Raw genomic sequence first — 26,383 nt, forward strand, 5'->3', positions numbered from 1 at the left:
CAACTCCGCGCCACACCCACTGGTATCGATGTCGGTCTGCCGGACGGGCGGGATGTCGACGCCGTTCTGAGTGCCGAAGCCCCAATCGTGTTGGGTCTGGCAGCAGGGGTGCTGACCGTCGACGCCATCGCTCCGGCCGTCGTCATAGAGGGTGACATTGCCTCCTTACGTGCGATCTTCGAAGCTCCCCGCGCTACGGCAGGGCTCTCGAAGACCTAACCTTCGGCGGCATTAGTTGGCGGCGGTAGTTGTCGTCTCAGTTCATGAAGTCGGCGCGATGAAGGAAGGCTGACGCTGCCTCTGTGCGTACCGGAGGTGCCCACATGCCGGTTCGACTATCTTCGGTGCCGCTCCTGCCGACGACGGGTGGCCTGTTGTCCGAGACACAGACGCGTGCAGGGTAGTTCGCGTTGAAGAAATAGGGCTAACGCAGACTCGCGAGGTCGTCTCACGTGTACGCGGGGCGTGGGCGATGGAAACACCGGCAGTGTGGATGCCGGGCCGTCAGGAAATCGTTGTGTGGGTCTGGTCGATCCCACTCTCGCGCGGTGAACAGGTGAACAGGTGAACAGATGTTCTGGCGCATCTCGTGCGTTTACCTGCCGTCGGCGAATCTCCTACGTTGCGTTTGCTTCGATTGTTGCGTATATTTCGTTTACAGGGTTCTTGTGTGTAGGAGGTGGCGTCATGTCCGTTGGCGAACAGCCCAGTGTCATCGAGCAGGAACAGGCCCGTCAGGCACTGCAGGTGCTGCGCGGTGTCGAACCGGACGTCGGGGGAACCCTCGACGTGAAGGTTGCGGGCACTGCAGAGTCGGTGCATCTTCCTCGGGCGGCGTTCGAGTTGATTCGAGACGTGTTGGCGAACATGGCTGCCGGGCAAGGTGTCACGGTCGTCCCGGCGCATGCGGAGTTGACTACGCAGCAGGCTGCGCAGATGCTCAATGTCTCTCGTCCCCATGTGATCAAGCTGCTCGACGAAGGGCGCATCGAGTTTCGGTTGGTGGGCCGCCATCGCCGGATCCTCGCATCGTCGCTGATTGCCTATCAACGCTCTCAGCTCGGCGGAGCGCGCAATGCCGCCGACGAGTTGGCAGCTCTCACGGAAGATCTCGGACTGTACTGACGTGACCTTTACTGTGCTGTATGACGCCAATGTGCTGTACCCCAATGTTTTGCGAGATGTGTTGATCAGGCTCGCGCAGACCGGCCTTGTCCATGCCCGGTGGACGGACCGCATTCTCGACGAGACCTTCAGGAACTTGGGACAGGACCGCCCGGACATCCCCACCGTGAAGCTGGACAAGCTGCGGGAGTTGATGAATGCCGCGGTTCCAGACTGCTTGGTCTCCGGCTACGAGAAGCTGATTCCCGCACTGACATTGCCCGATGTCGATGATCGGCATGTGCTTGCGGCCGCGATCAGGGCAGGAGCTCAGGTCATTGTGACTGCGAATCTGCGGGACTTCCCCGATTCGGAGCTGGCGCAGTTCGGGGTCGAGGCGAAGCATCCGGACGAGTTCGTGATGGATTTGTTTCATCTCGACGGGGTGCGGGTTCATCAGGCTGTCAGTGCGACTGCGGCGGGGTGGCGTAATCCTTCGGGGACGCCGGCGGATGTGTGTGATCGTTTGGTGGCGGCGGGTCTTCCGATTTCAGCGGCGGCGCTTCGCCGCTGACCAGCGTCCTTGACGCCTTTCCAGTCGAATCGACTATGGCCGGATGAATTAGAGCTGGGAAGTTCGCTGGTGCCGCGAGGTTCTTGAACTGGATGCGTGGAATTCGGAGCGATAGACCAGGTGATTCGGTGCTCACTCCCGGCCAGCCGGTCTGGTCGGTCGCAAACTTTCAGGAGTTGAAAGCGATCTACGTCGATAGTCCTGACGAGGGAGGTCGGGATTTTTGGGACAAGTTGGCAGATCAGTTCGACGGAGCCAGCGACGGAGCGATTCAACTCTTTGCCGAGATCTTCCTGACCAACATGTTGCCCTTGTCCAGTCTCCTGGGGCGGACGAAGATCCGATATCTCCGCAGGGTTCTCGAGATGATGGAAGAACCTGTCGCCGTTCCCGATGACGTCGTCGCAGCAACTGCAGTGGGCGCTTTCCACGGTGGTCCCGGGTTCAACTTCGGGCGCTATTCGCAGTTGTGGTTGCTGATCAACTTCGGGCTGCATCTACACACGCTGTCCCCGGCTGAACTGACGGAGATCGGCGAGGACCCGCTTGCTTTTCGTGCAGCTTTGGCCGCGGTGAAGACACCGAATCAGCCCATGCAACGCGGTGCCTTGCGCTACCTCGCCTTCCCGAAATTCTTTCTGTCGATCGTGAACCCGGTGCACCGCAGATTGATTCGAGACACCTTCGTGTCCTATCTGCCGCGGCAGGTTTCGGACGACGTGGATACCGACCTCTTCGAGATCAACCGCGCTTTCGAGCAATAACAACACGGCCCCGTCGATTTCTACCAAGAACCGTGGGAGCCGATGTGGAAGCCGCCGAAGCCCCCGAAGGGCAAGGGATTTGGAATAAGTGCACGTGATGACGACGTGGACGAGGAGTTGGACGACGAAAACGATTCTTCCGTAACGGAATTCTCCATCGTGGATCCGGACCAAGAGCTGGCGGACTCGTTGCATGTGGATCTCGACTGGCTGGCCCGGTGCACCGATCTGCTGCGTGATCGCCCGCAACTGATCTTCTACGGCCCGCCCGGCACCGGAAAGACGTACATCGCGAAAACGTTGGCTCGGCACCTCGCCGGCCCGGACAACGTCACCATCGTGCAATTCCACCCTGCCTACAGCTACGAGGATTTCTTCGAATGCTTCCGGCCGACCCCGCACAGCGATGGGCAGGTCGGCTTCGAACTCAAACCGGGCCCGATGCGCCGCTTGACCGACCGCGCCCGCACACATCCGGATCAGTTGTTCGTGCTGGTCGTCGACGAGATCAACCGCGGAAACCTCGCCAAGAGGACGAGGGCGGTTGCGCGCAGCGTGCTCCGAAGACCCAAAGCAAGGCCGAACCGGACGAACTGGAGAGGCAGCTGTAGCTGATTGCGAGCACGCTGCCAGCGTGGCTGTGTCAAGGCATGAACATCGACGCATGTGCGGGTCGGTACAGAATTCCCAGCGGCGACTTGGGCAACGATATGGCACGCCAAGGAACCGAATTGCCATGCAGCTTCAGGAAGTTGAGGAACGCTGTACAGCGGGTCGCGAAGATTTCGGGCCAGCTCGTCAAGCATCTCGCCAGGCATCTTCGACATGGGCGCGATGCGGACGATTGCCTCCCACGCCGACAAGGTTTCAAGGTCGCCAGAAGTGATGGCACCGTTGAAGATTCGATCAACGACGCGATAGTCGATGTACTCCGCGCAGAGCACCCCAGCCAGGTCCCACCCGGTCACCAGCGGTCGGCGATGGGCCAGTGCGGCCTCGTGGAGCGCAACCTTTGCCGCCAAACCCGATGGAGTCGTGACGTCGACACCGTCGACGATGATGTCGGCATATCGAACCAGAGCGTCAACGTTCTCCTTTGTGATCCCCTCCGTGGTTACCGCTACCGTGGCGTGCGGGTTGATCGCCTCGATGGTTCGCCCGGCCACGGAAGCCTTGTTGCTCCCGAGATCGTTCAGGTGCGCTCGCTGCCGATTGAGATTGTTCAGCTCAAAGATGCCGATGTCGGCCAAATGAAAGTCGCGGAATCCGATTCGGGCCAGAGGCTCCACGGAGGCGCCACCGATGGACCCGCAGCCAGCCACCAGGAGCTTCGTGGATGCGATCGCTCGCTGGGATTCTTCGGAGACAAGTCCCCGGTTGCGTGCGACGAGGTGGCGGTAAAAATCTCCGTCGCTCAGCGAGCGGGCTTCAGCTTCGCTCTCGATGTCATGCATGGATGAGGTTTCCTTCTGCCGATGATGGGCCCTGCGTCCGCAAGGCCAGGTAGTCCCGTACTGATCCAGGGCGGCTGGACCTCAGGAACTTCGTAAGGTCCTCGATGACGGGCGGAGTTTCCTGCGTGAGCTGGGCCGAGTAGGCGACCGCTGTCTCAGGTTGCCGCCACATCGGACCCAACACCCCGTCGCGGTTCTGAGGATGCGGCAGCGTTGGCAACGTGGTGACCGCATACCTCAAAGAGCGCAGCATCGCGGCGGATCCCGACGGGGCCCCGTCAGCGATGAGAAGTTGGAACTGGCCAGCACTCTCCAAGCTTTCGAGCACCTGCGTGATTGCGACGAGCGTCCACCAAGGAGCGTTTCGCCCGAATTGGGATCGTCCGAGGTCGGCTCGGCGGACGAGACGTTTTCCCTCCCAGATTTTTTCGCGGGGAATCGTGCCTGCCATGTCGACAGTGACATCGATCGGATAGTCCACTTCGAGACCAAACACATCAGGACTACTCAATGCGAGGTATGCAGCAAGCTGACCGCTCGTACGATCGATGACCAAATGGTGGAACTCGCGGTGTGGTGCACAACTGCTGGCATCGGTGAAATACCCCGCACGCTTCGCGGCGTCGCGGTCCACCCATCCGAAGTCGACGTACTGGGCGAAGCGAAATGCCCGTAGAGCGTGCAGGTAGCGCTCTGGTAATTGATCGCCGCGAACCGCGACGGTCAGGCTGCCGTCCATCCCGGCAGCGTGAAACCACGGATCTCCAGATATCGCAGATTCGATCCGCGCGAAGTTCAGCGCGCTGCCGGCCGCTGCCACGCGGTCGAGTACATGAGGGACATTCATTTGCACAAGTGGGCGGTGATGGTCATCGCGAGCGCTTCGGGTGAGCCCTCGTAGATCCGAGGCCCGAAGCTGTCGCGCATGATGCGTTCCATCTCGTCGTCTCGCTGAAAGGCCTGAGCACCGATCAGCGACATTGCTGCGTTTGCGTTGTCGATGGCAGCTTTGTCGGCAACCATCTTCGCGATCGCCGGCTCGAATTCGGGAACAGGTAGCGAGTTGTCCACCAGACGGGCTGCCTTCGTCCACAAAGCCCGCGAAGCCTCGACAGATGCCGCCATGTCGGCGATCTTCCGTGCCGACATCTGATGCTCGAAGAGAAACTTCCCGCCCTGCCGCCGCGAGGTGGCCCATGCAAGTGCATGGTCGAGCGAGTGCCGGGCGATGCCGGTAGCGATCGCCGCGCAGGTCACACGGGTGATGTTTCCGATGGTGGTATTCAGGTCCCATCCCCCGGATGGGCCGCCGATGATGTTCTCTGCCGGTACTTCGACATTGTTGAAGATGAGTTCTCCGGCGGGTGCCGTGCGATATCCGAGCTTGTCGTGTGTGGTTCCGCGCTCGACGCCGGCCCACTGCAGGTCGACGACAAAGCACGTCAGGCCTGTTGAGCCGGGGTGGCCTTCGATATTCGCCATGACCGTTGCATATCGTGCAACCGGGGCATTGGTGATGTACTTCTTCTTTCCGGTCAGTCGATAGACGTCGCCGTCCGGGACGGCGGTCGTCATGTCCACGGCATGTTCTGCATTGGTCGCCAAGACCAGGTCTGTCCCGTTGAGCTCCTCGGCAACGGCGTTGCAGCCGAGAATTGGCTGGTCACCGAGAAATGGGAGCAGATATTCAGAGGTGAGTCGGTCGTCGTTCGAAAGCATGACCGGGGTCTGGAAAAGCCCTGTTGCTCCGAGTATCAGTGCGAAACCCGGGTCTGCGGCGGCGAATTCTTCGAGGGTGTAGCCAAGGCCTTCGGCGGTAAACCCCAAGCCGCCGAGCGCTTCCGGTAGTCCCATACGAAGGCCACCCAGAGCTTGGGCTTCTTCGACCAGGTCCCATTCGACTGTGCCGAGCGGGGCGCCGTCTCGGCGCGCTGCAGTAGGTGCGATGACATCGCGGGCAAACTCGCGCAGTTGACCTATGGCCTTGCGGTGCTGCGATGTCAGGGAATCGAGGTCGGCAAGCGGGGAATGGAGCTGACGTGCAGTGGTCATTTCGATGCTTTCAATCTCGCGGTTCGGCGGTTTACGGCGGGCACTGTGGTTAGAGCGTGGTCAGCACATGAGCGAATCCGATGGCAGCAAAGATCGGCCCCTGCGCAGCGAGGCGTCCTTGCGTTAGGGCCTGCACTACGCCGAGATCGCCATCGGCGAGGGCGACGATGTCTGAGCTGCTCAGTGCCACAGTCACATCCGGAGCATCGGAACGCTCAGGTGGGAGGGGCACGACGTGGGCAGAATCGTCGATCACCAGGCGCACCGCGATACCCAATGCTCGGAACCCCTCAGCTTGGGGGGTTTCACCAGTGAGGGCGCCAAGCCGTGCTGTGGCAACAGCGAGGGTGGAATTGGTCACGTGCAGTCTCCTTGATCAGTGATGCAAAGTACATGCCCGGTAATGTTCTCCTTGCGAAGGTGGTCCATGCAACGCCGTACATACCCCGCATTGGTACGTACTGTTCTCGGCGACACCTTGTGTCGCCGTCCACGTCTATTAGCCCTAGGGGGGGCCTGCCAATGTCAGAACAGCGAAGTCAAGACCCGGACGAATGGAGCGGCGGATCTGAGTGGCGAGGGCTCCATGAGCTCTTGAGTTTGATGTCCAAGAAGTGGGCAGTCGCCGTGCTGCTCACCTTGCGCCCAAGACCACTCAGATTTGCGCAACTCCAGCGAGAGATAGGTTGCGGGAATGTGAAAACGATGACCGTCACGCTGCGCTCGCTAGAAGAAGCCGGGCTCGTCGATCGGCAAGTCATCGACAGTCGACCACCTGGAGTTCTCTACAAAATGACCGGTCTCGGACATACCCTGATCGGATCGTTGGATCCGGTGAGGAAGTGGTCGGTGGACCACGAGTTCGATCCGAGCCGCCTCGACACCTAAACGGAGTCGAAGGCGAAAGAAATGGCCCGACGCATGCGCGTCGGGCCGTCTGTGGTGGCGGAATGTACAAGTAGAGGGCCAGGTGGGGTGTCTCTACGTCTGTGATCGGTTCGCGAGGCGTCCGAGGGCGAGCGCGATGCCCGCCGCCAGTACTGCGACGGCGCCGAGGGCGAGAAAGCCCGCGTGGGCACCTGCGGTTGCGGCAATGGCGCTGGCCGCGCCGTCCTGGAGCTGTGAGGCGATGATTGCCGCGGTGATGGGCGCAACGACTGCCAGCCCGACGCCCGCGCCTGCTTCGTTGAACGTGTTGAGCAGGCCTGATCCGACACCGGCCTGTTCGGGAGGGATCGGTGCGGAACCGAAGGTGTACAGGGGAACGAACATGGTCGGAAGTCCGGCCCCGAACACGGTCAGTGCAACTATCACGATCGTGGCGTTGCCGGTGCCGCTCGCCGTGACGGCAATTATGGTTGCCAGTGAGGCGATCTGTAGCACGGTGCCGGCAAAGTACAGTTTTGCCATACCGATCTTGGTGGCTATTGCCGGCGTTGCGAACGCCGCGACGAGCGACGCGAGGCACAGCGGCAACAAGGCGAAACCGGTGGCCAGAGGGCTCATTCCATGCGCTGACTGGAAGTAGTTGCTGGTGACGTACAGAGCGCCGAGCATCAATGTCGCCGCAAGGACGAGTCCAACACCCGACAGAGCGTAAACAGGTGTGCGAAGAAGAGACACGGGGAGCAACGGGTCATCCGAGCGGTCTTCGACGAGGAACAATCCGATCATCAACGCCGCTCCCACGGCGATGATGATCCACGGCGCGGCACTGGAAATTCCGTCCTCAAATCGACTGAGCCCGTAGCAGAGCGCGCCGATACCCGTGGTCGCGACGATCGCACTGGGAATCTTCAGTGACGTCGGACTGCCGGCCGCCCGCATTGGTGCCAGCCGCATTACCGCTGCAACGGCCACAACCACGACGATCGGCAAATTGATCAGGAACGCCCACCGCCACGAGAGCGCTTGGACAATGGCGCCGCCGAGAATGACGCCGACGGTAGCTCCCACCACGCCGAGAGCGCTCCACGCCGTCAAGGCGATCTTCAGCTGAGATTCGATCGGCCCGTACGTCGAGATGATGATCGAAAGCGCAGCGGCCGACAGAAGTGCAGCGCCGATTCCCTGGACTACACGGCCCGTCACGAGAAACGAACCGTTCTGTGCAAGCCCGCACGCCAGCGACGCAGCGGCAAAGAGGACAAGGCCTGCGAGAAGTGCCGTGCGCCGGCCAATCGAGTCGGCAAGACGGCCACCGAACAGGAGCAGCGCACCGTACGTGAGGACGTAACCGCTCACCGTCCACTGCAGTGCGATCGAGGACGCATGCAAATCCGCCCCGATCGAGGGAAGCGCAACGTTGACAACCGTCGAGTCGAGCATGACCAGCATCTGAGCGATTCCCGCAATGGCGAGCGCCGCCCACCCCACGGGGGCTCGTGGCGGAGAAGTCGCAGCCTCAGCTGCCTCGGGGTTCGTAATTTCGGTCATGGGAGCGATCCTCCGGAAGGCTGAAGTTATATTTGCGCGCATATAAATGACGGTGCTAGAGTACATCGCAGGGCATATATTGCAAATAGTTTGGATCCGAAAGGACGTTGACCCGTGAGCGAGACCATCGATTCCGAGGCGCCCGCGGAGGGCGTTAACGCGGCGTTGACTGCTTGGTTGTCGATATCGCAGCCTGTCGAGGCAGCTACACATCAGCTGGAAACCACATTGAGTGAGCGCCATGCCATTTGCCTCTCGGCATACGAGATCCTGACGTACCTGGCTGATCGTCGAGGCTGGACGCCGCTCGCGGACATCAGCAAGGGGGTCATGCGCTCACAACCGCGAATTTCACGCCTCGTATCGGAAATGCAGACGCGAGGGATGGTCGTGCGGTCGAAGCTTCACGGCGACGGACGCGCCTACCAAATCAACTTGACCCGCAAGGGCCGTCGGGTGCTCAACGCGTCATCGGTGACAGTGATGCAGTGTTTTGACCAGATTGCGAGCGGTAACGACGAACTCGGACTGCTATTTTCCGCTCGGCGCCGGGAATCTGCCCATCACGGCAGCGAAAGCGTAATCGGGAGTTAGCAGTTGATTTGGGACGGGCTTCCAACTTTGTGCGACGGTCCGGTTCGCCAGGGCTGAGCCCTCGACCCGCGCACAGCCGTGCAGCGTATGAAGAACGAAGCGGCGCATCCGCTATTGAACGAAGACATCACGCGGCGAACTCTGCTGGCCACTGCTCAAGGCGTGCGGGGTTACTGGTTGGTAACGAAAGACAGTCCAAACTCAATACATACCGTTCATGCGGTTTATCGTTGAAGGTGCGCGGCCGCACGGATGCCCGACCGCGCACCGAAAGAGGGTCATCTGGGTTGTGTGCTCAACGCAGATGGCGTAACAGCCCCCGGCTCGACGTGCAGGGCCGGGGTCGGGGCGATCGTCTTTGGAGCCGGATCCGACGTCTGTCCAGATCTTGTAACAACCGCGGGCCGTCTGAGGGTCCGTCTGCAGAGTCGGGTCCTGATGGGCGGTCGAGACCGTGGGTGTACCCAAAAGTGTGCTCACAAGTGCACGGTGTCGCAGAACTCGACGACACGAAATATTGAGAGACAGTTGGTTTTCGGACGGGTTTCGAGACACTCAACAATTCGATACGAAAGGTCAGCCAAACCTCCCGATGTGAGTCCTGCAGTATCCGAGAAACGATCGAATGAGAGACGACCCGAAGTAGCGCGTAACTATGCAAAGGGTGGGTGCGCGGCGGTGGGGTCAGGATTTTGCTCTACGCATACGATCGAGTCATCGGACGAAATCCCTTCTTTGTTTACGGAACACCAAGTTGGAAGTGAGATTGTGAATCGTCAAAAAGGTGTCGCTGTGGCAGCTGTCGCGGTGTGGTTGTCCTCGTCGGTTCGTACTTTGCGCTGACCAATCGAGGCCAGCAGCACGACGATGGTGCGAGCGGTGGTCCGTTCAGCTCCGGGGCTTGGGATATCGATCCCGACGGGACCGTTCACGAGATCACCGACCTCGACGACACGATCCCGCCCCCGATCGGCACCCCAGCGATCGGCATCGTCACCACGTGGAATGACGACGAAGGCTGGGGAGTCATCGACTCTGCGGACACACCGGGCGGTTGTTGGACCTTCTACAGCGCCCTGCACCCCGACGAAGTCCTCAATGCTCAGCCGGGCGACAGTTTCAAAATCGGCGGAGGAATCCATGGTCTCGTCGTGGGCGAGCAGGTTGACTTCGAATGGGAGCCGGTCATCGACCAGGACGGATACAAATTCCGTGCGATCAAGGTCAGGCCGCAGCGCGAGATCCCGCCTTGGCACGTCGAACGAATCGGTAGGTAGTGCTCGGAGTGGACTCATCGGCGACTTAGTCGATGCCGCCGACGGACTACCTACCGGCAGGCCTGGGTGCGGGCTGCACGTCGACGGTCGGCAAACCACCAAAGGGCAGCACCCAGGAACGGAAGGGCAATGACGACGATGATCCAGCATATTTTTGCTGAAATAGTTTGATGGGATCGAATGATCGAAATCGTTGTGCCAATTATTAGAACGATCCATAGAACAGTCCCTGCAATCCAGAGGATATCCAGATATAAAGGGATGCGCGGCTCAAGTTCTTCGGCAAGGTACATGGGGTGAATATATAATAACCAAGTAGCGCATAACTATGCAAAGGAGTGTCGAACAGCGGTCGGGTTCAGAGTTCTTCTCCGGACTCGGTTCGTTAAGCCGTCGTAACAAGCCCGCACATTCACTGATTGCGCAAGGCGCGAACCAGGGTGGGGGCAAAGGCAGCGAATGCAGCAGTTCCTCCGGCAAGCGCAACGCCTACCATTGCGGCTTTGCGAGGTAACCCGCGACGAGCGGCGTCAGCCACCACGACAGCGTCGACCAAGTCCATCGCGATGCCGGCTCGCAAGGTCGCCCGCCGCACCGTGGAATCCGGATGCAGTGCAGCAGCACCCAGGACGATGTCACGCACACCGAACGCCTTAATCCACACGCCCAGGTCACTGCCAGGGTAGGCAATGCCCAACGCGTTGTAGACCTGTTTCGATGCGATCGCGGTGGTCGCACCCCACAGAATCCGTCCAACGCCGATCGCCTGCGAAACCATACGTTCGGCCGAATTGTCCTGCTGCTGTATGCCGAGTGCCGTCACGATGGTCACCTTGCCATACCCCCCACGAGTAACGGCCGCACTTGCCGATACTGGTAGTCCGACTGCGTCCGAGAAACGATCTTGGTCTCAACAGGTCAACGCATCACCGACGATAGTTGAGGCACGTTCAGCAGATGTTCATGCGCGCCAGTTGCAGCACTGAATCGCGATGGAAGTACCGGAAAGAGGGACCTCAGTTGTGGGACCTTGCGGAGAGCCCGTCAAAGTGCGTCTTCGTCTCTTTCACAGTCCGGCGCAAGGCATTCGTGATGATCGCGGAACCGAACCTAAGCGGCGCACGAAACCCTGGCTTCGGCTCGATCGCAAATGTCCACGTGAGTCTGCTCCCTGCCACAAGTTGCTCGATCAGCACGTCCTCAGCGAATCGGTGTAACCCCGGTGCCGTGAATTCGGAGACGTAGAAAGTGTTGCGATAGTGGTCATTCGGCGTTTCGTCCCATAGAAAGTAGTGTTCCTTCGCTTTGATCGAGGACGGCATCATTGACAACTCGCGCACTGTACCGACGCCAAGCGGTTGCGGTGTGAGGTAGCGAGATCCTGTGATGAACGTGCACCATGACAGCGCTCCAGCCTGGGTCATCTCCAGCCACGCAGTTTCCGAGGAAACAGGAAGTTCGACCGAAAATCGATTGATCATCGGCGCGGCGGTCAGGAAAGACTCGTCACACGGCTGCAACTCGAACCATTTCGGCATGTGGTGAGAGTAGCCACGTAATCGCGCGTGTCCGAAGATTGCGGGCGGTGTCATAGCGTCGCAATCGTCAAGGACTAGCCCTCTGCGGGCAATCCGGGCAAGAGCGCTTCTCGTTGACGCGGACTGTCCCAATCGAGCACACGCCGAGGACGATCGTTGAGTCTCGCCGCGATCGCACTCAAGTCATCTTGGCTGAAACTGCGCAGGTCAGCGTTCTTGCGCAGGTACTGCCGCAGCAACCCGTTCGCGTTTTCGTTCGTCCCTCGTCGCCACGGATGGTGCGGGGCGCAGAAGTAGACGGGCATATCGAGGGTTGCGGTGATGCGCTCGTGTTCGGCCATTTCTCGTCCCCGATCCCAGGTCAGCGAGCGACGTAGGTGCGCAGGCAACCTGCTCAGGTAAGTGATCAAAGCGTCCGCTACCGTCTCGGCCCGGAACCCGTCCGGCAATGCCACCACATGAGTGGCGCGTGATTGCCGATCCACCAGCGTCGCGACCGCTGACGGGCGGATTCCGAACACGAGATCACCCTCCAGGTGCCCGGGCTCGCTACGATCGTTTGCCGCAGCTCCTCGAAGATCGATCGAGACCGTATTTCGTATCCGCCCACGACCGTGGGAGCGTTTCTTCCCTCGGGGTCGACGTATCGGACGATCGGTACGAAGTTCGTGAAATGCAGTGCTGTCGAACACTTTCCGTGACTGTGTGTAGAGGCATCGGTAGATCGTTTCGTGTGAGACCCACATCTGCGGATCGCCTGGGTGCTCGCGCCGAAGCCAGACGGAGATCTGTTGCGGTGACCACTGCTCATGGAGTTTGTCCGTGATGACGGTCCGTAGAATCGCCCGAGCGCACAGGATCGAGATTTTGGGTCGGCGAGCGCGGACATAAGCGGCGGTATCGGCCTCGACCGCCCGGTAGTTCTCGCGCCCACCGTTGCGGGCGATCTCGCGTGCAATCGTGGACGGGGATCTTCCCAGTTTCTCGGCGATCGTCCGAGCACTGTCGCCGGCGGCGATTCCTCGCGAAACTTCTTCTCGTTCACCTGCGGTGATGTGGCCGGCCCGCCGTGCTCGTGGGACCGGACGGATACCTCCGGACTCACGCAGGAAACGACGAATTCGGGGCATCGTTTCCCCGAGGATCCGCTCGATTTCTCGTAGCGATTCTCCACGGCGATGCAGATCCCAGATCAGGTTCTCCTGCTCCACAGTGAATCCCAATGCCTTACTGCCCATCCACGCCTCCACGGTCACGCATCATCTCACCAGTAGTGATGCGTTGACCTGTTGAGACCAAGATCGATTGATGGACACGCGACCTTCTCCGATTCATGGACGACCTTGGCGACGTCCAAATGTCACGGGCGGGGCGGCGCGGGCATTCGACAGGCAGGATGGTCCCCATGAGCGCACACGCAGGCCTGCTCCTGGCGATCACGATCCCTGCGGGCGGCCTGGTCGTGTTCACGCTGGTCTTCTTCCTGCTCGGCCGCAGGATGCGGCGGCTGCGTCGCGAAGGTCGTGTCACGTACCCCGCGAAGACCACACCCCGCAGCAACGACTTCTCCAGCAACGCCATGTGACCCCCGAGCGGCCACTGAACCCATCGAATGATGGACGGTGTAGACGAATTCAAAATGTCAGGGCATGGAGTGGGGCGGCGGCAGGGTATCCGATAGCTTCGCGACACCGGCCGCCTCGGCGCTGTCGAAAACGCCTCTAGTCCAGGGCTGTCCAGCCACACTGAGCGGACCATTTCCTTCCGAGAGGTCCCATTACGTGAGCCATATCGTTGTTGAGCCCGCGCCGTGGATTGCCGATTTGCCTCGGGAAGGCCGAGGATTTGTCATACCTGCTGAAGCGGGTTGGGACGGCGATGTAGCTGCCAACCCGGAAAACGGTCCCCGAGCCGGTTGAAGACGCCCCTACGCTTCAACACCGAAGGAATTCTCTGCGGATCCGTCCCTCTGGATCCGGCAATGCTGCCGTTGGCACCGGATCGCTCGTCTACATCGGCAACGCCGGTACCGGGATTGATTCGAGGTGGTTTCTTCGCGAAAAGCCTTATGTGCTTGGCCATCCACAGCGCCGTCGGCAACGAATGCCATTCAGCAGGGTTTGCCTGCATCGATCCCGAGTTGCGAGGAGGTGCTCTGGTGGTACGTGATCGAGGAGAATGCGGTCGATGCAGCGATTCGCTCCGAAATCGTCTTGATCGGCACCACGGGACGAGTTGGTCACTTCTCGCGCTGTCGCGTACTGCGCTGCACTCGGATTCTTGCAATGGATGAAGACATCACCACAGACGAATTGGCCAGTCTCTATGCGCTCGACGCGGTCTCGCACGATGAACGGTTGCAGATCGAGCGGTGGCTCGATCTCGGTGATTCCGTTCGGAGAGACGATTTCTTACGCGAGGTCGTTGCGGTGAGGTCGACGATGGACGTCCTCGCGGTGCTGACGGCAGTTGATCCTCCACTGCGTCTGCGTCTGCGTCTGCGTCTGCGGGTGCTGGCGCGGGTGTCACGGCATCAGCATTCCCTTCGCCACGGCCGTGAGAGTGCACAATCAGTGCATAGGGACTTCCCGACAAAAGTGGCAGCGATGGTAGCGGTGGCGATCGTCATTCTCGGCGGTGTTGCCGGGGCCGTCGTATTCGATCGGGACAGTGGCATTCCACGTTCTGAACAGATTGTGGCAGCTCCGGACGCACGGATGATGAGCACTGACGTCGTCGGCGGTGGAACTATCGCAGCGACTGTTTCGGATCTACTGCGATCGGTAACGGTGGAGGCCAGGGGACTCCAAGATGTGGCGCGTGGAGGGTCGGAATTTCAGTTGTGGCTGGTCTCGACAGCGGAGTCCTTGACTGTTAATGCAGGTCGATTGGACGACCGGCGAGTGATCACGGGGATCGAGGGTGTCGATGCTCTGATGGTCACGGTAGAACCTGCCGGAGGATCGAAACAGCCGACACAGCGGCCGGTTGCCGTCATATGGTTGGTGTGATGGTTGATATCCGAAAACGTGAGACAAGTTCGGTCGGGATGCACGAGACCTGGCGTACGCGAGCGCGGAAACTCCTCCGCAGCCAGCTGTTTCGCTTCTATCTGGTCGGTGGCGCAAGCGCTGGAGTATACCTGCTGCTCTTCCTGATCCTCCGTGTTTACTGCGCATCGCAAATCGCGAACATGTTGGCGCTGTTGCTCTCCGCGATAGCGAATACAGCGGTCAACCGGCGCTTCACCTTCGGCATTCGTGGTACCGCGGGAATCATCAGGCAGTATCTGCAAGGACTGGTTGTCTTTGCTCTGGGATTGGTGGTCACCAGCGGCGCACTGTTGGTGCTGCACTCCCGAATACCGGAACCTTCTCGCACGCTGGAGGTGTCCGCTTTGATCGCCGCGAACGTGATTGCCACGATCGTGCGGTTCCTCGGGCTGCGACGGGTATTTTCGGGCGAGCATGTCCCACGTGAGTAGTGGTCAGCGGGTGTGCGGTCCTTGTTCGATGTCTCGTTTGATGTTTTCGAGGGTTTCTTGATGTTCCCACGTTGAAAGTCGGCGAAAGCCTTTCCTCCCGTGGCGATCTTGTCGAACATGTTTGCCGCGAAATCGGGCCATGCCCGCCGGTCGTCGGTCCATGTCTCTGTCACCCGGGTCCCGCCGGCGACGGACTCGAACCGGTATCGCCACGTTGCGATGGCTGCGGGGATTCGGGGAGTAGTGATGCCGATCTTGTGTACTCGAAATTCGAACAGTCGTCCGTTGTCCGCCGCGGTCACTGTGCACTGCGTGGTCCACCGCGCGCGCCCGCGTTTGTTGTGGCCGTCGAATTCCATTCCGGGGTACGCTTTCGCCCGACGAATATGCACGGTCGCTCCCAGATTTTCTGGACTCCACGCGCCGATACGTGTCGGATCACTGATGAGGTCGTACAGGGTCGAAGGCGCTTCTTCGATCACGATGTTGTCGGATACCGTGTATTCACGTGCCACGTCGTTCACCTTTGTCGTCGAGGGTTAGGCAGAGCTTCCGTGGTTGAGAGAGTTTACGGCCCTGCGGAATTGGCTTGTCGGTGAGCAGCGGGCCGCAACAGCGCGAAGATCGCCGAGGTAATCGACATCGCGCAGCGTCGCCACAGGCAATACCCGTACTCCGATGTCTCTCAGCGCTGCTCTGGTTCGCTCGCCGGTGTCTGGCCGCGAAGTGGGGACGGTTGCAATGGCAGCGGCAACGACTGCGTTCTGTACGCCGAGCACCCACCAGCCGCCATCTTCGGCCATCCCGAGTACTGCTGTAGGAGAGCTGCATTGCAGCGTTCTTCCCGCGTGCAGCAGCAGTTGCGGTGTCAGTTGCGGTGTGTCCATGCCGATCTGGACTATCGGCCCGCTGACGATGGCAGCGGTGTCAGAGTGCGCGTGTACCAGACGGTGACCGAGATCGTGTCCGCGTTGCTCGATGACGATGAAGTCCTTCAGTGCATCTCGAACGTCGTCGCCGCGCACCGCCTCGGTGAGGTCTCCGGTGATCGCGACGATCCGGTTGCGTGCTGGGGTAGCGGCGACGACACGCAATGTGTCGAGCAGGGCAGCGGCGGCTATTTCGGCGGCGGCGTGATCACCGACGTCGGCCGCGAGTCGCGTTTTCGCCAGTCCTGGGACCGGCGCCTTTGCCACCACTAGCACGGCGAAGTCGTCGCTGTTCGATGTAGTAGTCATCCGATCACCTTCCAGAAGTCGCGAATCGCCCGGATCGTGCCCAACGGTGATCCGGACACTTTCGAGTGGCCGGCGGTGCGGCTCCGGTATGCGATGTTGCGCTCGGTGACGGTCCAGCCCGCCTTCGCCGCCAGGACGAGAAGCTCGAGCGGGTAGCCGGATCGGCGATCGGTCACTTCGAGATCGATCAGCGATCGTGTTCGCGTCACCCGGACAGCTCCGATGTCGTGCACGGGTAGTTGATATTTCGTGCGCAGTCGCGCAGCGACGAGCGCGTTTCCCCATCGCGCGTGGAGTGGCCAGCGGCAACCGCGTTGCGGGATACGTCGTCCTACGACGAGATCGGCTCCGGCCGCGAGATCTGCGATCATCGGCGGCAGTTCCGCGGGGTCCATCGAACCGTCGCCGTCGAGTACGCACACCACAGGAGTGGCCGTGGCCAGGATTCCGGTGTGGACAGCGGAGCCGTAACCGGGCACCGGCTGGCGCATCACTCTGGCGCCGTGGGCACGTGCGACACCGGCGCTTCCATCGGTGGAATTGTTGTCCACCACTATCACCGTGTAGCCGCAAGGTATACGGGCGAGCACACCCGGAAGCGACCCGGCCTCGTCCAGGCAGGGAATGACGACGGTGACGTCGGCCGGTTCGATTGCGACAGCCTCAGACACGTGGAGGCCCCGCAATCTCGCAATCCCGTAACGCCATCGTCGCGAAATCGCGCAGCCCTTCGGCCGGCCTGATGCTCGCCCGAAAACCCAGCTCACTCTCGGCGCGCACAGGGCTGGCCACCACATGCCGGACATCTCCGGCCCTGTAGTCGCCTGTGATCACAGGGGGCGGCCCTCCGCAGGCTTCGGAGAGCACGTTAGCAACGTCACCGATGGTGATCGGCTGTCCGGAGCAGATGTTGAAGGCGCCGAAGCCGGACAGCTGTGCCTCGATCGCAGCGACGTTGGCGCCTGCGACATCACGAACCTCGACGAAGTCCCTCGTCTGCTTTCCGTCCTCGAACACTTGCGGTGCCTCACCGGACTCGAGGGACGAGCGAAACATGGCGGCGACTCCGGAGTACGGAGTGTTACGCGGCATGAATTCACCGTAGACATTGTGATAGCGCAGCGCCGTGACCGATCCGCCCGTCGACAATGCCCAGGCGAGAGCGTAGTTCTCTTGGGCGAGTTTGCTTGCTGCATAGGTGCTTCGGGGCCGGAGTGGGGAATCTTCGTCGACCGCTTCCCACGTCAATGGTTGTCCGGTGATCGGGTCGCGATTGTCGAACAAGCCCGCGTCCAAATCATGCCGTGTGCGTGCTGGCGGAATCACCGTCACACCGGCGGCGTTGCGGTAGCGGCCGTCACCGTAGACAACCATCGAGGAACCGAGAACCAATTGCGTGCAGCCTGTTCGGTGCATCGCGGCCAGAAGGACCGCGGTGCCGAAATCGTTGTGACTGGCGTAGGCCGGGGCGTCCTCGGCATCGACGCCGGCTCCCACGACCGCAGCCTGATGACAGACCACATCAATCCCTCGGAGCACGTCAGTCATGGCATCGGGGGATCGTACGTCGACGACGTGGATCCCTGGAGGTGTCTGGGGTGCGGCGCCGTGAGCGGAGGGCAGCATCGCGTCGACGGCAACCACCTCGTGCCCCCTCCCCGCGAGGGCGGTGCGGATATGTCCACCGATGAAGCCGGCTGCACCGGTCAACAGCACCCTCATCGTGTCGGCAGTTCGATGGGGAGTGTGACTCCGTCGTGAACGCGGCAGCTCTCGCACGCCCCGTCGGGTGCCGAACCGATCGAGGCTCTGACCAGTTTTTTGAACGGTCCGAGGTTGCGTTCGAACTCGGCGAAAACATCGACCGCACGCACCCCGTCACCGGCGTCGATGCCGGCATCGAGATCGGTGACGAGTCCGATGGCGACATAGCATTGCTCGAGTTCACGGGCGAGTACCGCTTCGGGATGACCGGTCATGTTCACCAAAGTCCATCCTTGGCGGGCATACCATTGGCTTTCCGCGCGGGTGGAAAAGCGTGGGCCTTCGACGACCACCATGGTGCCGCCGTCGATCGTGTCGGGTTGCATTGCTGCTCTACGCAGTTGAGGGCAGTACGGGTCGGCGAATTGGACGTGCACACCACCGTTGTCGAAGAACGTCTGTGCGCGGCCGCTGGTTCGATCGACAAGTTGGTCAGGCACTACCACTGCGCCAGGCCCGAGGTCTGCGGTCAAGCTGCCGACCGCGCACGGCGCGAATATCTTTCTGACTCCGAGCATTCGCAACGCCCACATGTTCGCTCGGTACGGAACTGTGTGCGGCGAGAATTCGTGGTTGCGCCCGTGCCTCGGTAGGAAAGCGACTCTGCGTCCTTCGACCTCGCCGACAGTGATCGGCGCACTGGGCGCCCCGTACGGCGTGGGCGGGGTGACGTCGATCGAATCGTCGTCGAAGAAGGAATAGAAACCGCTTCCACCGATCACGGCGATGTCGGCGAAAGGGAGATCGTGATCAGTGGTCTTCGTCATCGTGTGTCCTTAGGTGTGTTGTTGTCCGGGTCTCGCTGGGTCATTCGAGTCACCAGTTGGTGAGGACGAGGTGGTTGATCGCCAACGCGGTGCTCGCCTGTACTGCCAACCAGAATCGGTGTGTCTGGCGTGGCAATAGCGCCGGCGCCGCGAGGATCCACATCTGGAAGGGCAGCCAAATGCGTTCTGTTTCGGCCTTGCTCAGTGCGCTCAGGTCGGCGACGATCACCGCAAGTAGGCCGGCGAGCACCATGACGTTGACCGGCGAGAGTGCGCGTAGTTTCGACCACGTCAGAACACGTGGCAGCGCCGCGGCGGAGGCAAGGCCCACCGCGCAGATCAGCGAGGCGAAATTCGCCCACCCCCAGTAGGCGAATGGCCGCGAGGATGCGATGCCTTGGTAGTAGCGCTCTTGGACGAGGAAGTAGCCGTCGAACCACCAGAACCCGTAGGCGGTGAACATCGACGCCACCGCGAGGGCTCCTAGCAAGGCGCCGATCAAGGGCCGGGCAGTGCGCGCGACCACGAGCACGGCGACGGCAGGAACCGCCATCAGGGCGAGCCCGTAGTTCAGGTAGACCCCCCACCCGAGCAGGACGCCTGCCGCAACTGACGACAGGAACTGGCGCCGGCCGCTTCCGCGTGCGGCGATCGCCAGCAGTGCGATGCCCCATGCCGCTACTCCGGCGAACAGTGCATCTGCGGAGACCGCCAACCAGATCGCCGCGGGCGCCAAGGCCAGAAAAGGCGCCGCGCGGCGCGCCATGGTCTCGTCCCCGAGCGCGCGCAGGGTGAGGATCACTGCGGCTGCAGCGCTCGATCCCACCGCCATGCACAACGCGGATGCCCAGGCACCTCCTCCGAGCCCGATCCGGTCGAGCCACACGAAAGTCAGCACCGCGGCCGGGGGGTGGCCGGAGACGTGTGTCGTCCACGAGTCGGGCTGGAAATCGAGTATCCGATCGCTGAATCCGGCAAGGGTGGAAGGGATATCCGTGATCCCGGGTACCTCGTGCAGATATTCATCGCGTGAGGTCAGCCGGCCGGCGAATCCGCGCTGCCACCCGTCGATCATCGCCAATGACATCGCCCAGATCGCGGAGGTTGCCCAGGTGCCCAGGACCAGACGGCGCCATGGGAGCGCTGTAGCGAGGCGCGGCCCCCACATCACGACCGCTACCGCGACGACCAGGGCGATCGGGGTGCCCCAACCGAGGTGCGCGTCGACGAATCCGAAGAGCGGATTCGCGTCGGAGAAATCCTTGTAGGACTCGGTCGTGTTGTCGAGGACCGGGGTCACCGAGCCCAATCCGAGATGGGGCACGACAAACGCGGCCACCACCAGCATCAGCGCCAGTGCTGCACCGATGAAATCGCGCAGGAGAAAGTTGCGTGTGCCGTGAGTCTGGATCACTGCAGGCTCGATGCTGTGAGCCAGACGAAACACCGATGGCCTACTTCCACCGTGCGAACAACTCGTAATCCCGCGTCGGCAGCGATTGCGGGGACGGCTTCCAATCCGACAGTGGCCCAACTGAACCAATGTCCTTGCAGAACGTCGGTTTCCCACCTCATCTTTCCGACCCGGATGCCATGTGCGGCGGCCGGCGGTTCCACTTCGGCAATGACGACGCCGCCCGGCGCGAGGAGCGTCGCCGCCCGGCGCAGTACCCGGAGCGGGTTTCCGTCGATGCCGATATTTCCGTCGGCGAGCAGAACGTGCGCCCAGTGCCCCACGAGCGGTAACGGATCGAAGATGTTTCGGTTGACCGCATGTGCTCCGCGGCTGATGGTCATCGCCACTGCGGTCTCGGAGGTGTCCACGCCCAGAGCGTTGACCCCTCTCGCTGTCAAGGTTGCGCTGAGTCTTCCTGGGCCGCAGCCGAGATCGAGAGTGGGGCCGGTGCAGTCGGTGAGCATGATGTCATCTGCGTGTCGATCGGCCGGTGTTGCGCGTGTGTCGCCCATCCAGCGTTCGAGCGGTGCCTCTCGGCGGATGCCGGAGTCGCTTGTCATCCAGCACGGGAGTCCTTTGCCTGCGCGTTGAAACACGACATCTGTCGACACCGGGTCTACGGCTGATGTGATTGTCCGTGTCATGGTGCACCTGCTTTCGTGCTTCGAAGGCTGTCGATGGCAAGTCGGGCGGAATACGCAAGTGCACTTGCTGCGAACATCGCTGCGGAGAGAAGCAACCAACGCGCGAGAAACGGCTCCTGCGTCAATCCGGTGGCGGCTACGTAAGTTGCGCTGCCTTGCTTGATGATTCCGGGGAAGAACAGGACGAACGTCAAAGCCGTTCCTAGGCACGGGACCCGGATGTAGTTGATTGCAGGCACCGACGTCGGCCGTGTACCGCGGCGGCCTCGCAGTGCGTCGATCCCCGCCGAGAGTGATCTGTCTGCGAGTGCATAGAGTGGAAACAAGATGAAGTCATGAGCGATGAGTGCGCCGACGAACCACACTGCGATCGACTGCCACCACACGTCGGTGTTCCAGAACGCGTCCGGACCGGTGACCATGACTGCGTACCCGACGAGTGCGAAGCACAACAGCACTGCCAGTAGATGAAGCGGGTTCGCGCCGTAGAATCGGATGAATCTTCTCATCTCACGCCCCCCTGAACTCGATGGACTGCACCCATTTGGTGTTGTGCACCCCGGGCAGCGCCGGAACGATGATCCTGGCGGGGTAGCCGTGATCGAGCGAGAGATCGACCCCGTTGACTTGAAGAGCGAGCAGCGCGTCCGGATCGGTGGCCTGGTTTCCTTGCAGCGTTGCCTTGCTGAACGGGCCGTTGCGTTCGAGCGAGGACACGAGAGCCGAGTCGGGCTGCGGCACACCGGCGATCACGGCGAGATCGCGCAGGCGCACCCCACTCCAGTCCTCGGTCGTCGACCATCCCTCCACACACGCGATCGGAAGCTGAGCACTGTGCTGGGACATCGCCAACAACGCGGTGCGGCTGAACTCCACGGGCGGACCGCTCCCGCTCACCGTCAATCTCCAACGATCACCGATCTGATCGTCAGTGATCTGCGCGGCGGATGCCGTCCTGTTGATCTGAAAATCGTTCGGCCCCGTCCCGTACGAGCGTCCACGTGGTAGCAAAAGAGCTGCTGGTCGCAGAAATCCGCCCACCGTTTGTCCCACCGACAGCACCCCTACCAAGAGGGCGCCGCCGCCGACCAATGCGAGCACTCCACGGCGGCTGATGGTCGCCGGAGCGGGTTCCTCTGCCACCAGACCGGTGTCGTCGTCGTCTTCCGGCCGAGTGTCCGCGAGAGAGGTACGCATTTCCGTGCGGAACGAGCGCCGACGGAGGGACCGGATCATCGTAGGGATCTTGATGACGATGTGGGTGAGGAAGCCGGCGATGAACACCCACGCACCCCAATAATGTGCGGTGTAGAAGCTGAACCCGAAGATGTAGTCGTACTGGATGTTCAACACACCGGTGATGATTTCGAAGAGAATTCCACCGACCAACGCGATCAACGAGAGCCGTTCGAGCGCCTGAGCTGGCGTACGAACTGGTGGGAATACGAACAACTTTGGTATCACCGACCACAGTTTTGCCAGAACAATTGGTACGAGAATCAACCCGAGGCCCACATGTAAGCCCTGGGTGAGCCGGTAAAGCCAGGAGGGTCGCGTTGGCCACTGAAAATTCGGCAGTCGCAGCCACCCGACATCATCGGGCATTGCCTGCCCGAATTGGGGGCCGTACGCGATGAAAGACAACAACCCGGTGATGATAACGATCGGAAGACTGATCAACAGCACTGCCCCGAATACCGAGGTCAGCCACGGACCTCGGACGGAACTACGAGGCCGCAACCGCGAAGGCGCGAAGGAATTGAAGAATTCCTTGACCTTCGCAGTTACGTAACTCATCGGATTACTTCGTTGCGATCGTGATGGTGGCGATACCGACCAGCAACCCCGGTGTCACTGCATCGGTGTTGAATGTTTTGTTCAACAAGGCCGCGGCGTCGGAGGAAATCTTCACCTCGGTGCCCTGCAGGATCGCGGTATCGTTCGGACCTGTTTGCAGCGGCTTCAATGTCCGACCGTTGAGGTCGAACAGAACAGCGTCGCTCGCCGCCGGAGCGCCGTTGACCAGCACATCGCCCTTGAGGATCGAGGTCCCCGGATCGATGTCGAAATTAGTCAACTCGACCGTCGTAGCGCCGGCAGCCAATGAGAGACCGCTACCGTCGTGCAAAATCTTTCCCTGCACGTAGGGGTCCACGGTGCCGGGAGTCCAGTACTTCACGTTTCCGCCGGTGATGGGGAAGCTGATCGAGCCATCTGCCAGGGTGGCCGATCCGACGACACCGGGAGTCAAACCGAGAGTCGTCAACGCTCCGGTGAAACCCGGGTCGAGTTTGACGGCCGTACTCACACCGGTCAGATTGTCGACCTCGGCGGCCGGCGCCGGTTGCGTCGTCGTTGCAGCGGCGGAACTCGACGACGTCGACGTCCCAGAATCATCGTTCGATGAACACGCTGCCAAGGGAGTGAGCACCAACGCTGCGGCAGCCACCGCGACGAGTGATTTGCGGTAGTTGATCATAATATTCAACCTTCCATATCTACAATGAGTGTCGGAAGGCATTCGGTGCCGATTGGGTTGCGGATTGGCGAAGAGCGAAAATGCTATTTCGGCTGAAATGGCCAAATCTAAATTCTTGGGCTCATTAAAGTAAAGAATATGTAATATCAAGTTTGTTGTGAGGAAATCTGGAGAGGCTGATTTGTTGCAATCGAAGTGATTATTTCTGCTCAACTCTCACCGGCCGATGAAACTAATTGACCCTGCAGACAGTGGGAAAGAGTGAAAAACGCCGCCCGGAAACCGCACTCGGAACGCCCTCAAAACGGCGCTGTTCCACCCCAGTCGAACTCACGTTTCCTCGATGCGTGCGCTGGGAAACAAAATCGGGGTCGGCGAAGGAGGGCCAGTGGTGGGGTGTGGACGGAATCCGAAGAGCGAGAAAGGTGGTGGTGGTGCGAGATCGTGGAGATCGCGCCTTCTCATCCGTCAACGCACGAAGATCCGAGTGGCCGGTGGTACAGGATCGCGACGATATGGCGCCGGACCAGCGATTGATGCCTGGACTCACTGGTTGACTCCCACAACCAGAGAAGCCACGACGCCCAGAATTGTCGGGTTGTCGAACTACCATCAACACCGCGACGAGCGTCAGGTCGCCACGCTGACCAGACTGAAGCGAAAGCCGAAGTCCTGACCTGCAACAACCCTTGCAGATCGGTCACACGTGGCGACCTGATTCTCATTCACCACCACAAACCAGAGCCACCGCGACACCACCCGTCCAACTCCGTCGCTCTCGCACAATCACCCCGCCAGCGCACCGAGCGGGAGGTGCCCACCACCGCACACACCCACCGCCGGACACACAAGAACCGAAAGCCACCTTCGGTGCCGTTGCCGCTACGCAGCGCCGAGTGGTCAAGAAAGTCGTTGTACAAGTCGCCCCAGAACACCATGCCGGGGGCCCGACCCGTCAACCCACGCTTCGCTCTACGGGGTTGACCGCCCACCCGTTATCTTCTTGATGGTCCTTTCGCTGGGGCTGGTCGTCCGTTCCGGTATGGGTTACACGCCCACTGGCCGATTGCAGGTCTCGTCGAGTGACGCCGCCGGATCGGATGGCGCCGGTTCACCGCTGATAGAGGCATGGCCAAAACGAACACTGAGGGGTCTGCATAACGTGGGTGACGGGGATCGGTGCCGTGACCATCAACGCTGACAGCCGAAATGGAGTGTCTACGTGAGTGAACCGATCTATGACGTCTTCTGCGGAATCGACGTCGGCAAAACATCTCATCATGCCGTTGCGCTGACACCTGACACCTGACGGCGAGCGGCTCTGCGGCACTGATCTGCCACAGGACGAGAGCAGAATCCGGTGCCTGCTAGAGGATCTCGCACGACACGGCCGAGTGTTGGTGGTTGTCGATCAACCGCGCAACATCGGTGCCTTGCCGGTCGCTGTGGCTCGCGAGTGTGGAGTCGACATCGCCTATCTGCCTGGATTGCGGATGCGCCGCAGTGCGGACCTGTACCCGGGCAGGTCGAAGACTGATGCGCGGGACGCGTTCGTGATCGCCGACGCGGCACGAACATTGCCGGACACCCTTCTGCGGATCGACGAACAGAACGACGTGGTGGAAGGACTGCGACTGCTGGCGGGATTCGACGCAGACCTTGGCAGCGAAGAGAACCGCCGGGGTCAACCGAATACGATCGGTCCTTCTCTCCGTTCATCCCGCCCTGGAACGCACAATCGGTCGGAAAATGCATCGACCTGTCGGCCCTGGACTACTCGCGGAGTTCGGCGGGCCCGAAGGTTTCACCGCCGCAACACGGCAAGCCTTGGACGAGAGTGCCCGAGCTTTCGCACCTCGGTTGTGGAAGAAGATCACCGATGAGATTGTCGACGCCCTCGATCAGCAGTCGGTGACCGTGCCTGGTGCGGACAAGGCTGACTTCGTCATTCGTACGCTGGCACGGCATCTGCTCGAGGTGCGGCGTGCACGCGCCGAGCTCGCGGAACAGTTCGAAACCGAACCGGGCAAGCATCCTGACGGGCCGATTCTGATGTCTCGGCCTGGTGTCGGTTGCCGCACCGCGGTCACGATGCTCGTGGAGATTTCGGGCATCGACAGGTTCGCCAACGCCGGCCATCTCGCCGTCTACGCAGGCGTAGCACCGCGAACTCATAGATCGGGAACGTCGATCAAAGGCGAACACCATAGGTACGGTGGAAACTCCAGACTCAAACGCGCCATGTATCTTTCGGCGTTTGCAGCACTGCGTGATCCGCTGTCCCGTACGTACGACGACCGCAAGCGTTCTGAAGGCAAGAACCACCGATCGGCTTTGATCTGCCTTGCTCGGCGCAGGAGCAATGTTCTATATGCGATGTTGAGCAACGGATCGACGTACACCCCGATCACCCAACAAGCCGGCCCCCCTGATGAATTAACCACACGCGCCGGAGTCCGAAACGCTGCCTAACGGGTCAAGCGGACTGCGATGAATCCATTACGAACGAGAAGGGCTTCTCCGCGTGAATTCATCCAACTGTCGGCGGTGAGTTCCCTGCCGCAGCACTGGGCGCTTGGAAGATCGTGCGTAGGGCGGCGATGTCGCCGTCGATGACGACGGCTGGTGCGATGGCGTCGATGGTCAGCACTCCTGCTGCCAGACCCAGCACGATTGGGGCGTCGGCACTCAGAACGGCGTCGACATCCCGCCCGTCCGGCAGACCGACATCGATACCAGTGGGTGTGGCGCGGAGTTG

The 26,383-nt window shown here is 61.0% G+C and carries 27 protein-coding genes and 5 pseudogenes; 12 read left to right on the top strand and 20 right to left on the bottom strand.

The window, feature by feature from the left end; all coding sequences use genetic code 11:
- From AC3WQS_RS31010 to AC3WQS_RS31030, 5 genes and pseudogenes are all read left to right on the top strand, one after another.
- A pseudogene (locus tag AC3WQS_RS31010) lies at positions 1-219 on the top strand (winged helix-turn-helix transcriptional regulator); the annotation flags it as partial.
- A 468-nt stretch (positions 220-687) separates the two neighbouring features.
- Positions 688-1,125, top strand: a complete 438-nt coding sequence (locus AC3WQS_RS31015; protein WP_492713488.1) for a helix-turn-helix domain-containing protein — start codon at positions 688-690, stop codon at positions 1,123-1,125.
- A gap of 1 nt (position 1,126) precedes the next feature.
- Positions 1,127-1,678 carry a PIN domain-containing protein gene (locus tag AC3WQS_RS31020; RefSeq protein ID WP_492713489.1) on the top strand — a complete coding sequence of 184 codons (552 nt, stop codon included), beginning with the start codon at positions 1,127-1,129 and terminating at the stop codon, positions 1,676-1,678.
- Positions 1,679-1,806: 128 nt separating this feature from the next.
- Positions 1,807-2,442: a hypothetical protein gene (locus AC3WQS_RS31025; protein WP_492713490.1), complete on the top strand. Its 636-nt coding sequence runs from the start codon at positions 1,807-1,809 to the stop codon at positions 2,440-2,442.
- Between the two features lie 105 nt (positions 2,443-2,547).
- Positions 2,548-3,057: an AAA family ATPase gene (locus AC3WQS_RS31030; RefSeq protein ID WP_492741638.1), complete on the top strand. Its 510-nt coding sequence runs from the start codon at positions 2,548-2,550 to the stop codon at positions 3,055-3,057.
- Between the two features lie 404 nt (positions 3,058-3,461).
- Here AC3WQS_RS31030 and AC3WQS_RS31035 read toward each other — a convergent pair.
- The 4 genes and pseudogenes from AC3WQS_RS31035 to AC3WQS_RS31050 all read right to left on the bottom strand — a co-directional run.
- Positions 3,462-3,896, bottom strand: a pseudogene (locus AC3WQS_RS31035) (HesA/MoeB/ThiF family protein); the annotation flags it as partial.
- Positions 3,889-4,743 carry a hypothetical protein gene (locus AC3WQS_RS31040; RefSeq protein ID WP_492713492.1) on the bottom strand — a complete coding sequence of 285 codons (855 nt, stop codon included), beginning with the start codon at positions 4,741-4,743 and terminating at the stop codon, positions 3,889-3,891. The gene AC3WQS_RS31040 and the pseudogene AC3WQS_RS31035, both read right to left, overlap by 8 nt.
- The gene (locus tag AC3WQS_RS31045; protein ID WP_070386184.1) at positions 4,740-5,948 is read right to left on the bottom strand and encodes an acyl-CoA dehydrogenase family protein; all 1,209 of its coding nucleotides are present in this window, start codon (positions 5,946-5,948) and stop codon (positions 4,740-4,742) included. The genes AC3WQS_RS31040 and AC3WQS_RS31045 overlap by 4 nt, the downstream gene beginning before the upstream one ends.
- A gap of 49 nt (positions 5,949-5,997) precedes the next feature.
- A complete protein-coding gene (locus AC3WQS_RS31050; protein WP_492713493.1) occupies positions 5,998-6,309 on the bottom strand; it encodes an SCP2 sterol-binding domain-containing protein in 312 nt (103 codons plus the stop codon).
- 242 nt (positions 6,310-6,551) lie between these two features.
- Here AC3WQS_RS31050 and AC3WQS_RS31055 point away from each other — a divergent pair, with 242 nt between their 5' ends.
- Positions 6,552-6,836, top strand: a complete 285-nt coding sequence (locus tag AC3WQS_RS31055) for a winged helix-turn-helix transcriptional regulator (protein ID WP_019750002.1) — start codon at positions 6,552-6,554, stop codon at positions 6,834-6,836.
- Between the two features lie 93 nt (positions 6,837-6,929).
- Here AC3WQS_RS31055 and AC3WQS_RS31060 read toward each other — a convergent pair whose 3' ends face one another.
- The gene (locus AC3WQS_RS31060) at positions 6,930-8,384 is read right to left on the bottom strand and encodes an MFS transporter (RefSeq protein ID WP_492713494.1); all 1,455 of its coding nucleotides are present in this window, start codon (positions 8,382-8,384) and stop codon (positions 6,930-6,932) included.
- A 114-nt stretch (positions 8,385-8,498) separates the two neighbouring features.
- Between AC3WQS_RS31060 and AC3WQS_RS31065 the strand changes: the two genes are divergently transcribed.
- Entirely contained in the window at positions 8,499-8,978 is a 480-nt protein-coding gene (locus tag AC3WQS_RS31065; RefSeq protein ID WP_214923953.1) for a MarR family winged helix-turn-helix transcriptional regulator, read from the top strand.
- Between the two features lie 809 nt (positions 8,979-9,787).
- Positions 9,788-10,255 carry a hypothetical protein gene (locus AC3WQS_RS31070; protein ID WP_492713495.1) on the top strand — a complete coding sequence of 156 codons (468 nt, stop codon included), beginning with the start codon at positions 9,788-9,790 and terminating at the stop codon, positions 10,253-10,255.
- 50 nt (positions 10,256-10,305) lie between these two features.
- Here AC3WQS_RS31070 and AC3WQS_RS31075 read toward each other — a convergent pair whose 3' ends face one another.
- The 4 genes from AC3WQS_RS31075 to AC3WQS_RS31090 form a co-directional block, all read right to left on the bottom strand.
- Positions 10,306-10,548, bottom strand: coding sequence for a PLDc N-terminal domain-containing protein (locus AC3WQS_RS31075; protein ID WP_492713496.1), 243 nt, complete (start codon positions 10,546-10,548; stop codon positions 10,306-10,308).
- 119 nt (positions 10,549-10,667) lie between these two features.
- Entirely contained in the window at positions 10,668-11,078 is a 411-nt protein-coding gene (locus AC3WQS_RS31080; RefSeq protein WP_492713497.1) for a hypothetical protein, read from the bottom strand.
- A 193-nt stretch (positions 11,079-11,271) separates the two neighbouring features.
- Positions 11,272-11,793: an SRPBCC family protein gene (locus AC3WQS_RS31085; protein ID WP_492713498.1), complete on the bottom strand. Its 522-nt coding sequence runs from the start codon at positions 11,791-11,793 to the stop codon at positions 11,272-11,274.
- Between the two features lie 74 nt (positions 11,794-11,867).
- The gene (locus tag AC3WQS_RS31090) at positions 11,868-13,031 is read right to left on the bottom strand and encodes an IS30 family transposase (RefSeq protein WP_492713500.1); all 1,164 of its coding nucleotides are present in this window, start codon (positions 13,029-13,031) and stop codon (positions 11,868-11,870) included.
- 167 nt (positions 13,032-13,198) lie between these two features.
- Between AC3WQS_RS31090 and AC3WQS_RS31095 the strand changes: the two genes are divergently transcribed.
- The 3 genes from AC3WQS_RS31095 to AC3WQS_RS31105 all read left to right on the top strand — a co-directional run bounded on the left by AC3WQS_RS31095 (position 13,199) and on the right by AC3WQS_RS31105 (position 15,277).
- Positions 13,199-13,378 (top strand): hypothetical protein, encoded by a 180-nt coding sequence (locus AC3WQS_RS31095; protein ID WP_492713501.1) that lies wholly within the window; start codon positions 13,199-13,201, stop codon positions 13,376-13,378.
- Positions 13,379-14,078: 700 nt separating this feature from the next.
- Positions 14,079-14,804 carry an anti-sigma factor gene (locus AC3WQS_RS31100; RefSeq protein WP_492713502.1) on the top strand — a complete coding sequence of 242 codons (726 nt, stop codon included), beginning with the start codon at positions 14,079-14,081 and terminating at the stop codon, positions 14,802-14,804.
- Positions 14,804-15,277, top strand: a complete 474-nt coding sequence (locus AC3WQS_RS31105) for a GtrA family protein (protein WP_492713503.1) — start codon at positions 14,804-14,806, stop codon at positions 15,275-15,277. The genes AC3WQS_RS31100 and AC3WQS_RS31105 overlap by 1 nt, the downstream gene beginning before the upstream one ends.
- Positions 15,278-15,450: 173 nt before the next feature.
- Here the strand turns inward: AC3WQS_RS31105 and AC3WQS_RS31110 are convergent.
- The 10 genes and pseudogenes from AC3WQS_RS31110 to AC3WQS_RS31155 form a co-directional block, all read right to left on the bottom strand.
- A pseudogene (locus tag AC3WQS_RS31110) lies at positions 15,451-15,801 on the bottom strand (SRPBCC family protein); the annotation flags it as partial.
- A gap of 15 nt (positions 15,802-15,816) precedes the next feature.
- Entirely contained in the window at positions 15,817-16,515 is a 699-nt protein-coding gene (locus tag AC3WQS_RS31115; RefSeq protein WP_492713504.1) for a TIGR04282 family arsenosugar biosynthesis glycosyltransferase, read from the bottom strand.
- Entirely contained in the window at positions 16,512-17,186 is a 675-nt protein-coding gene (locus AC3WQS_RS31120; RefSeq protein ID WP_492713505.1) for a glycosyltransferase family 2 protein, read from the bottom strand. The genes AC3WQS_RS31115 and AC3WQS_RS31120 overlap by 4 nt, the downstream gene beginning before the upstream one ends.
- Positions 17,179-18,237, bottom strand: a complete 1,059-nt coding sequence (locus tag AC3WQS_RS31125) for an NAD-dependent epimerase/dehydratase family protein (protein WP_492713506.1) — start codon at positions 18,235-18,237, stop codon at positions 17,179-17,181. Before AC3WQS_RS31125 ends, AC3WQS_RS31120 begins: the two co-directional genes overlap by 8 nt.
- Positions 18,234-19,046, bottom strand: coding sequence for an S-methyl-5'-thioadenosine phosphorylase (locus tag AC3WQS_RS31130; protein ID WP_492713507.1), 813 nt, complete (start codon positions 19,044-19,046; stop codon positions 18,234-18,236). The genes AC3WQS_RS31125 and AC3WQS_RS31130 overlap by 4 nt, the downstream gene beginning before the upstream one ends.
- A 49-nt stretch (positions 19,047-19,095) precedes the next feature.
- The gene (locus AC3WQS_RS31135) at positions 19,096-20,394 is read right to left on the bottom strand and encodes a hypothetical protein (RefSeq protein ID WP_492713511.1); all 1,299 of its coding nucleotides are present in this window, start codon (positions 20,392-20,394) and stop codon (positions 19,096-19,098) included.
- A gap of 62 nt (positions 20,395-20,456) precedes the next feature.
- A complete protein-coding gene (locus AC3WQS_RS31140) occupies positions 20,457-21,062 on the bottom strand; it encodes a methyltransferase domain-containing protein (RefSeq protein ID WP_492713508.1) in 606 nt (201 codons plus the stop codon).
- An 80-nt stretch (positions 21,063-21,142) separates the two neighbouring features.
- Positions 21,143-21,655: a hypothetical protein gene (locus tag AC3WQS_RS31145; protein ID WP_492713509.1), complete on the bottom strand. Its 513-nt coding sequence runs from the start codon at positions 21,653-21,655 to the stop codon at positions 21,143-21,145.
- A 1-nt stretch (position 21,656) separates the two neighbouring features.
- Entirely contained in the window at positions 21,657-22,943 is a 1,287-nt protein-coding gene (locus tag AC3WQS_RS31150; protein ID WP_492713510.1) for a molybdopterin-dependent oxidoreductase, read from the bottom strand.
- Positions 22,944-22,947: 4 nt separating this feature from the next.
- Positions 22,948-23,625, bottom strand: a complete 678-nt coding sequence (locus AC3WQS_RS31155; protein WP_153212358.1) for a hypothetical protein — start codon at positions 23,623-23,625, stop codon at positions 22,948-22,950.
- 1,234 nt (positions 23,626-24,859) lie between these two features.
- Between AC3WQS_RS31155 and AC3WQS_RS31160 the strand changes: the two are divergent.
- Positions 24,860-26,097 (top strand): annotated as a pseudogene (locus AC3WQS_RS31160) (IS110 family RNA-guided transposase).
- A 58-nt stretch (positions 26,098-26,155) separates the two neighbouring features.
- On the opposite strand, the pseudogene AC3WQS_RS31165 reads toward AC3WQS_RS31160, so the two are convergent.
- A pseudogene (locus AC3WQS_RS31165) lies at positions 26,156-26,383 on the bottom strand (winged helix-turn-helix transcriptional regulator); the annotation flags it as partial.

This window comes from Rhodococcus sp. FW305-130, assembly GCF_058788335.1.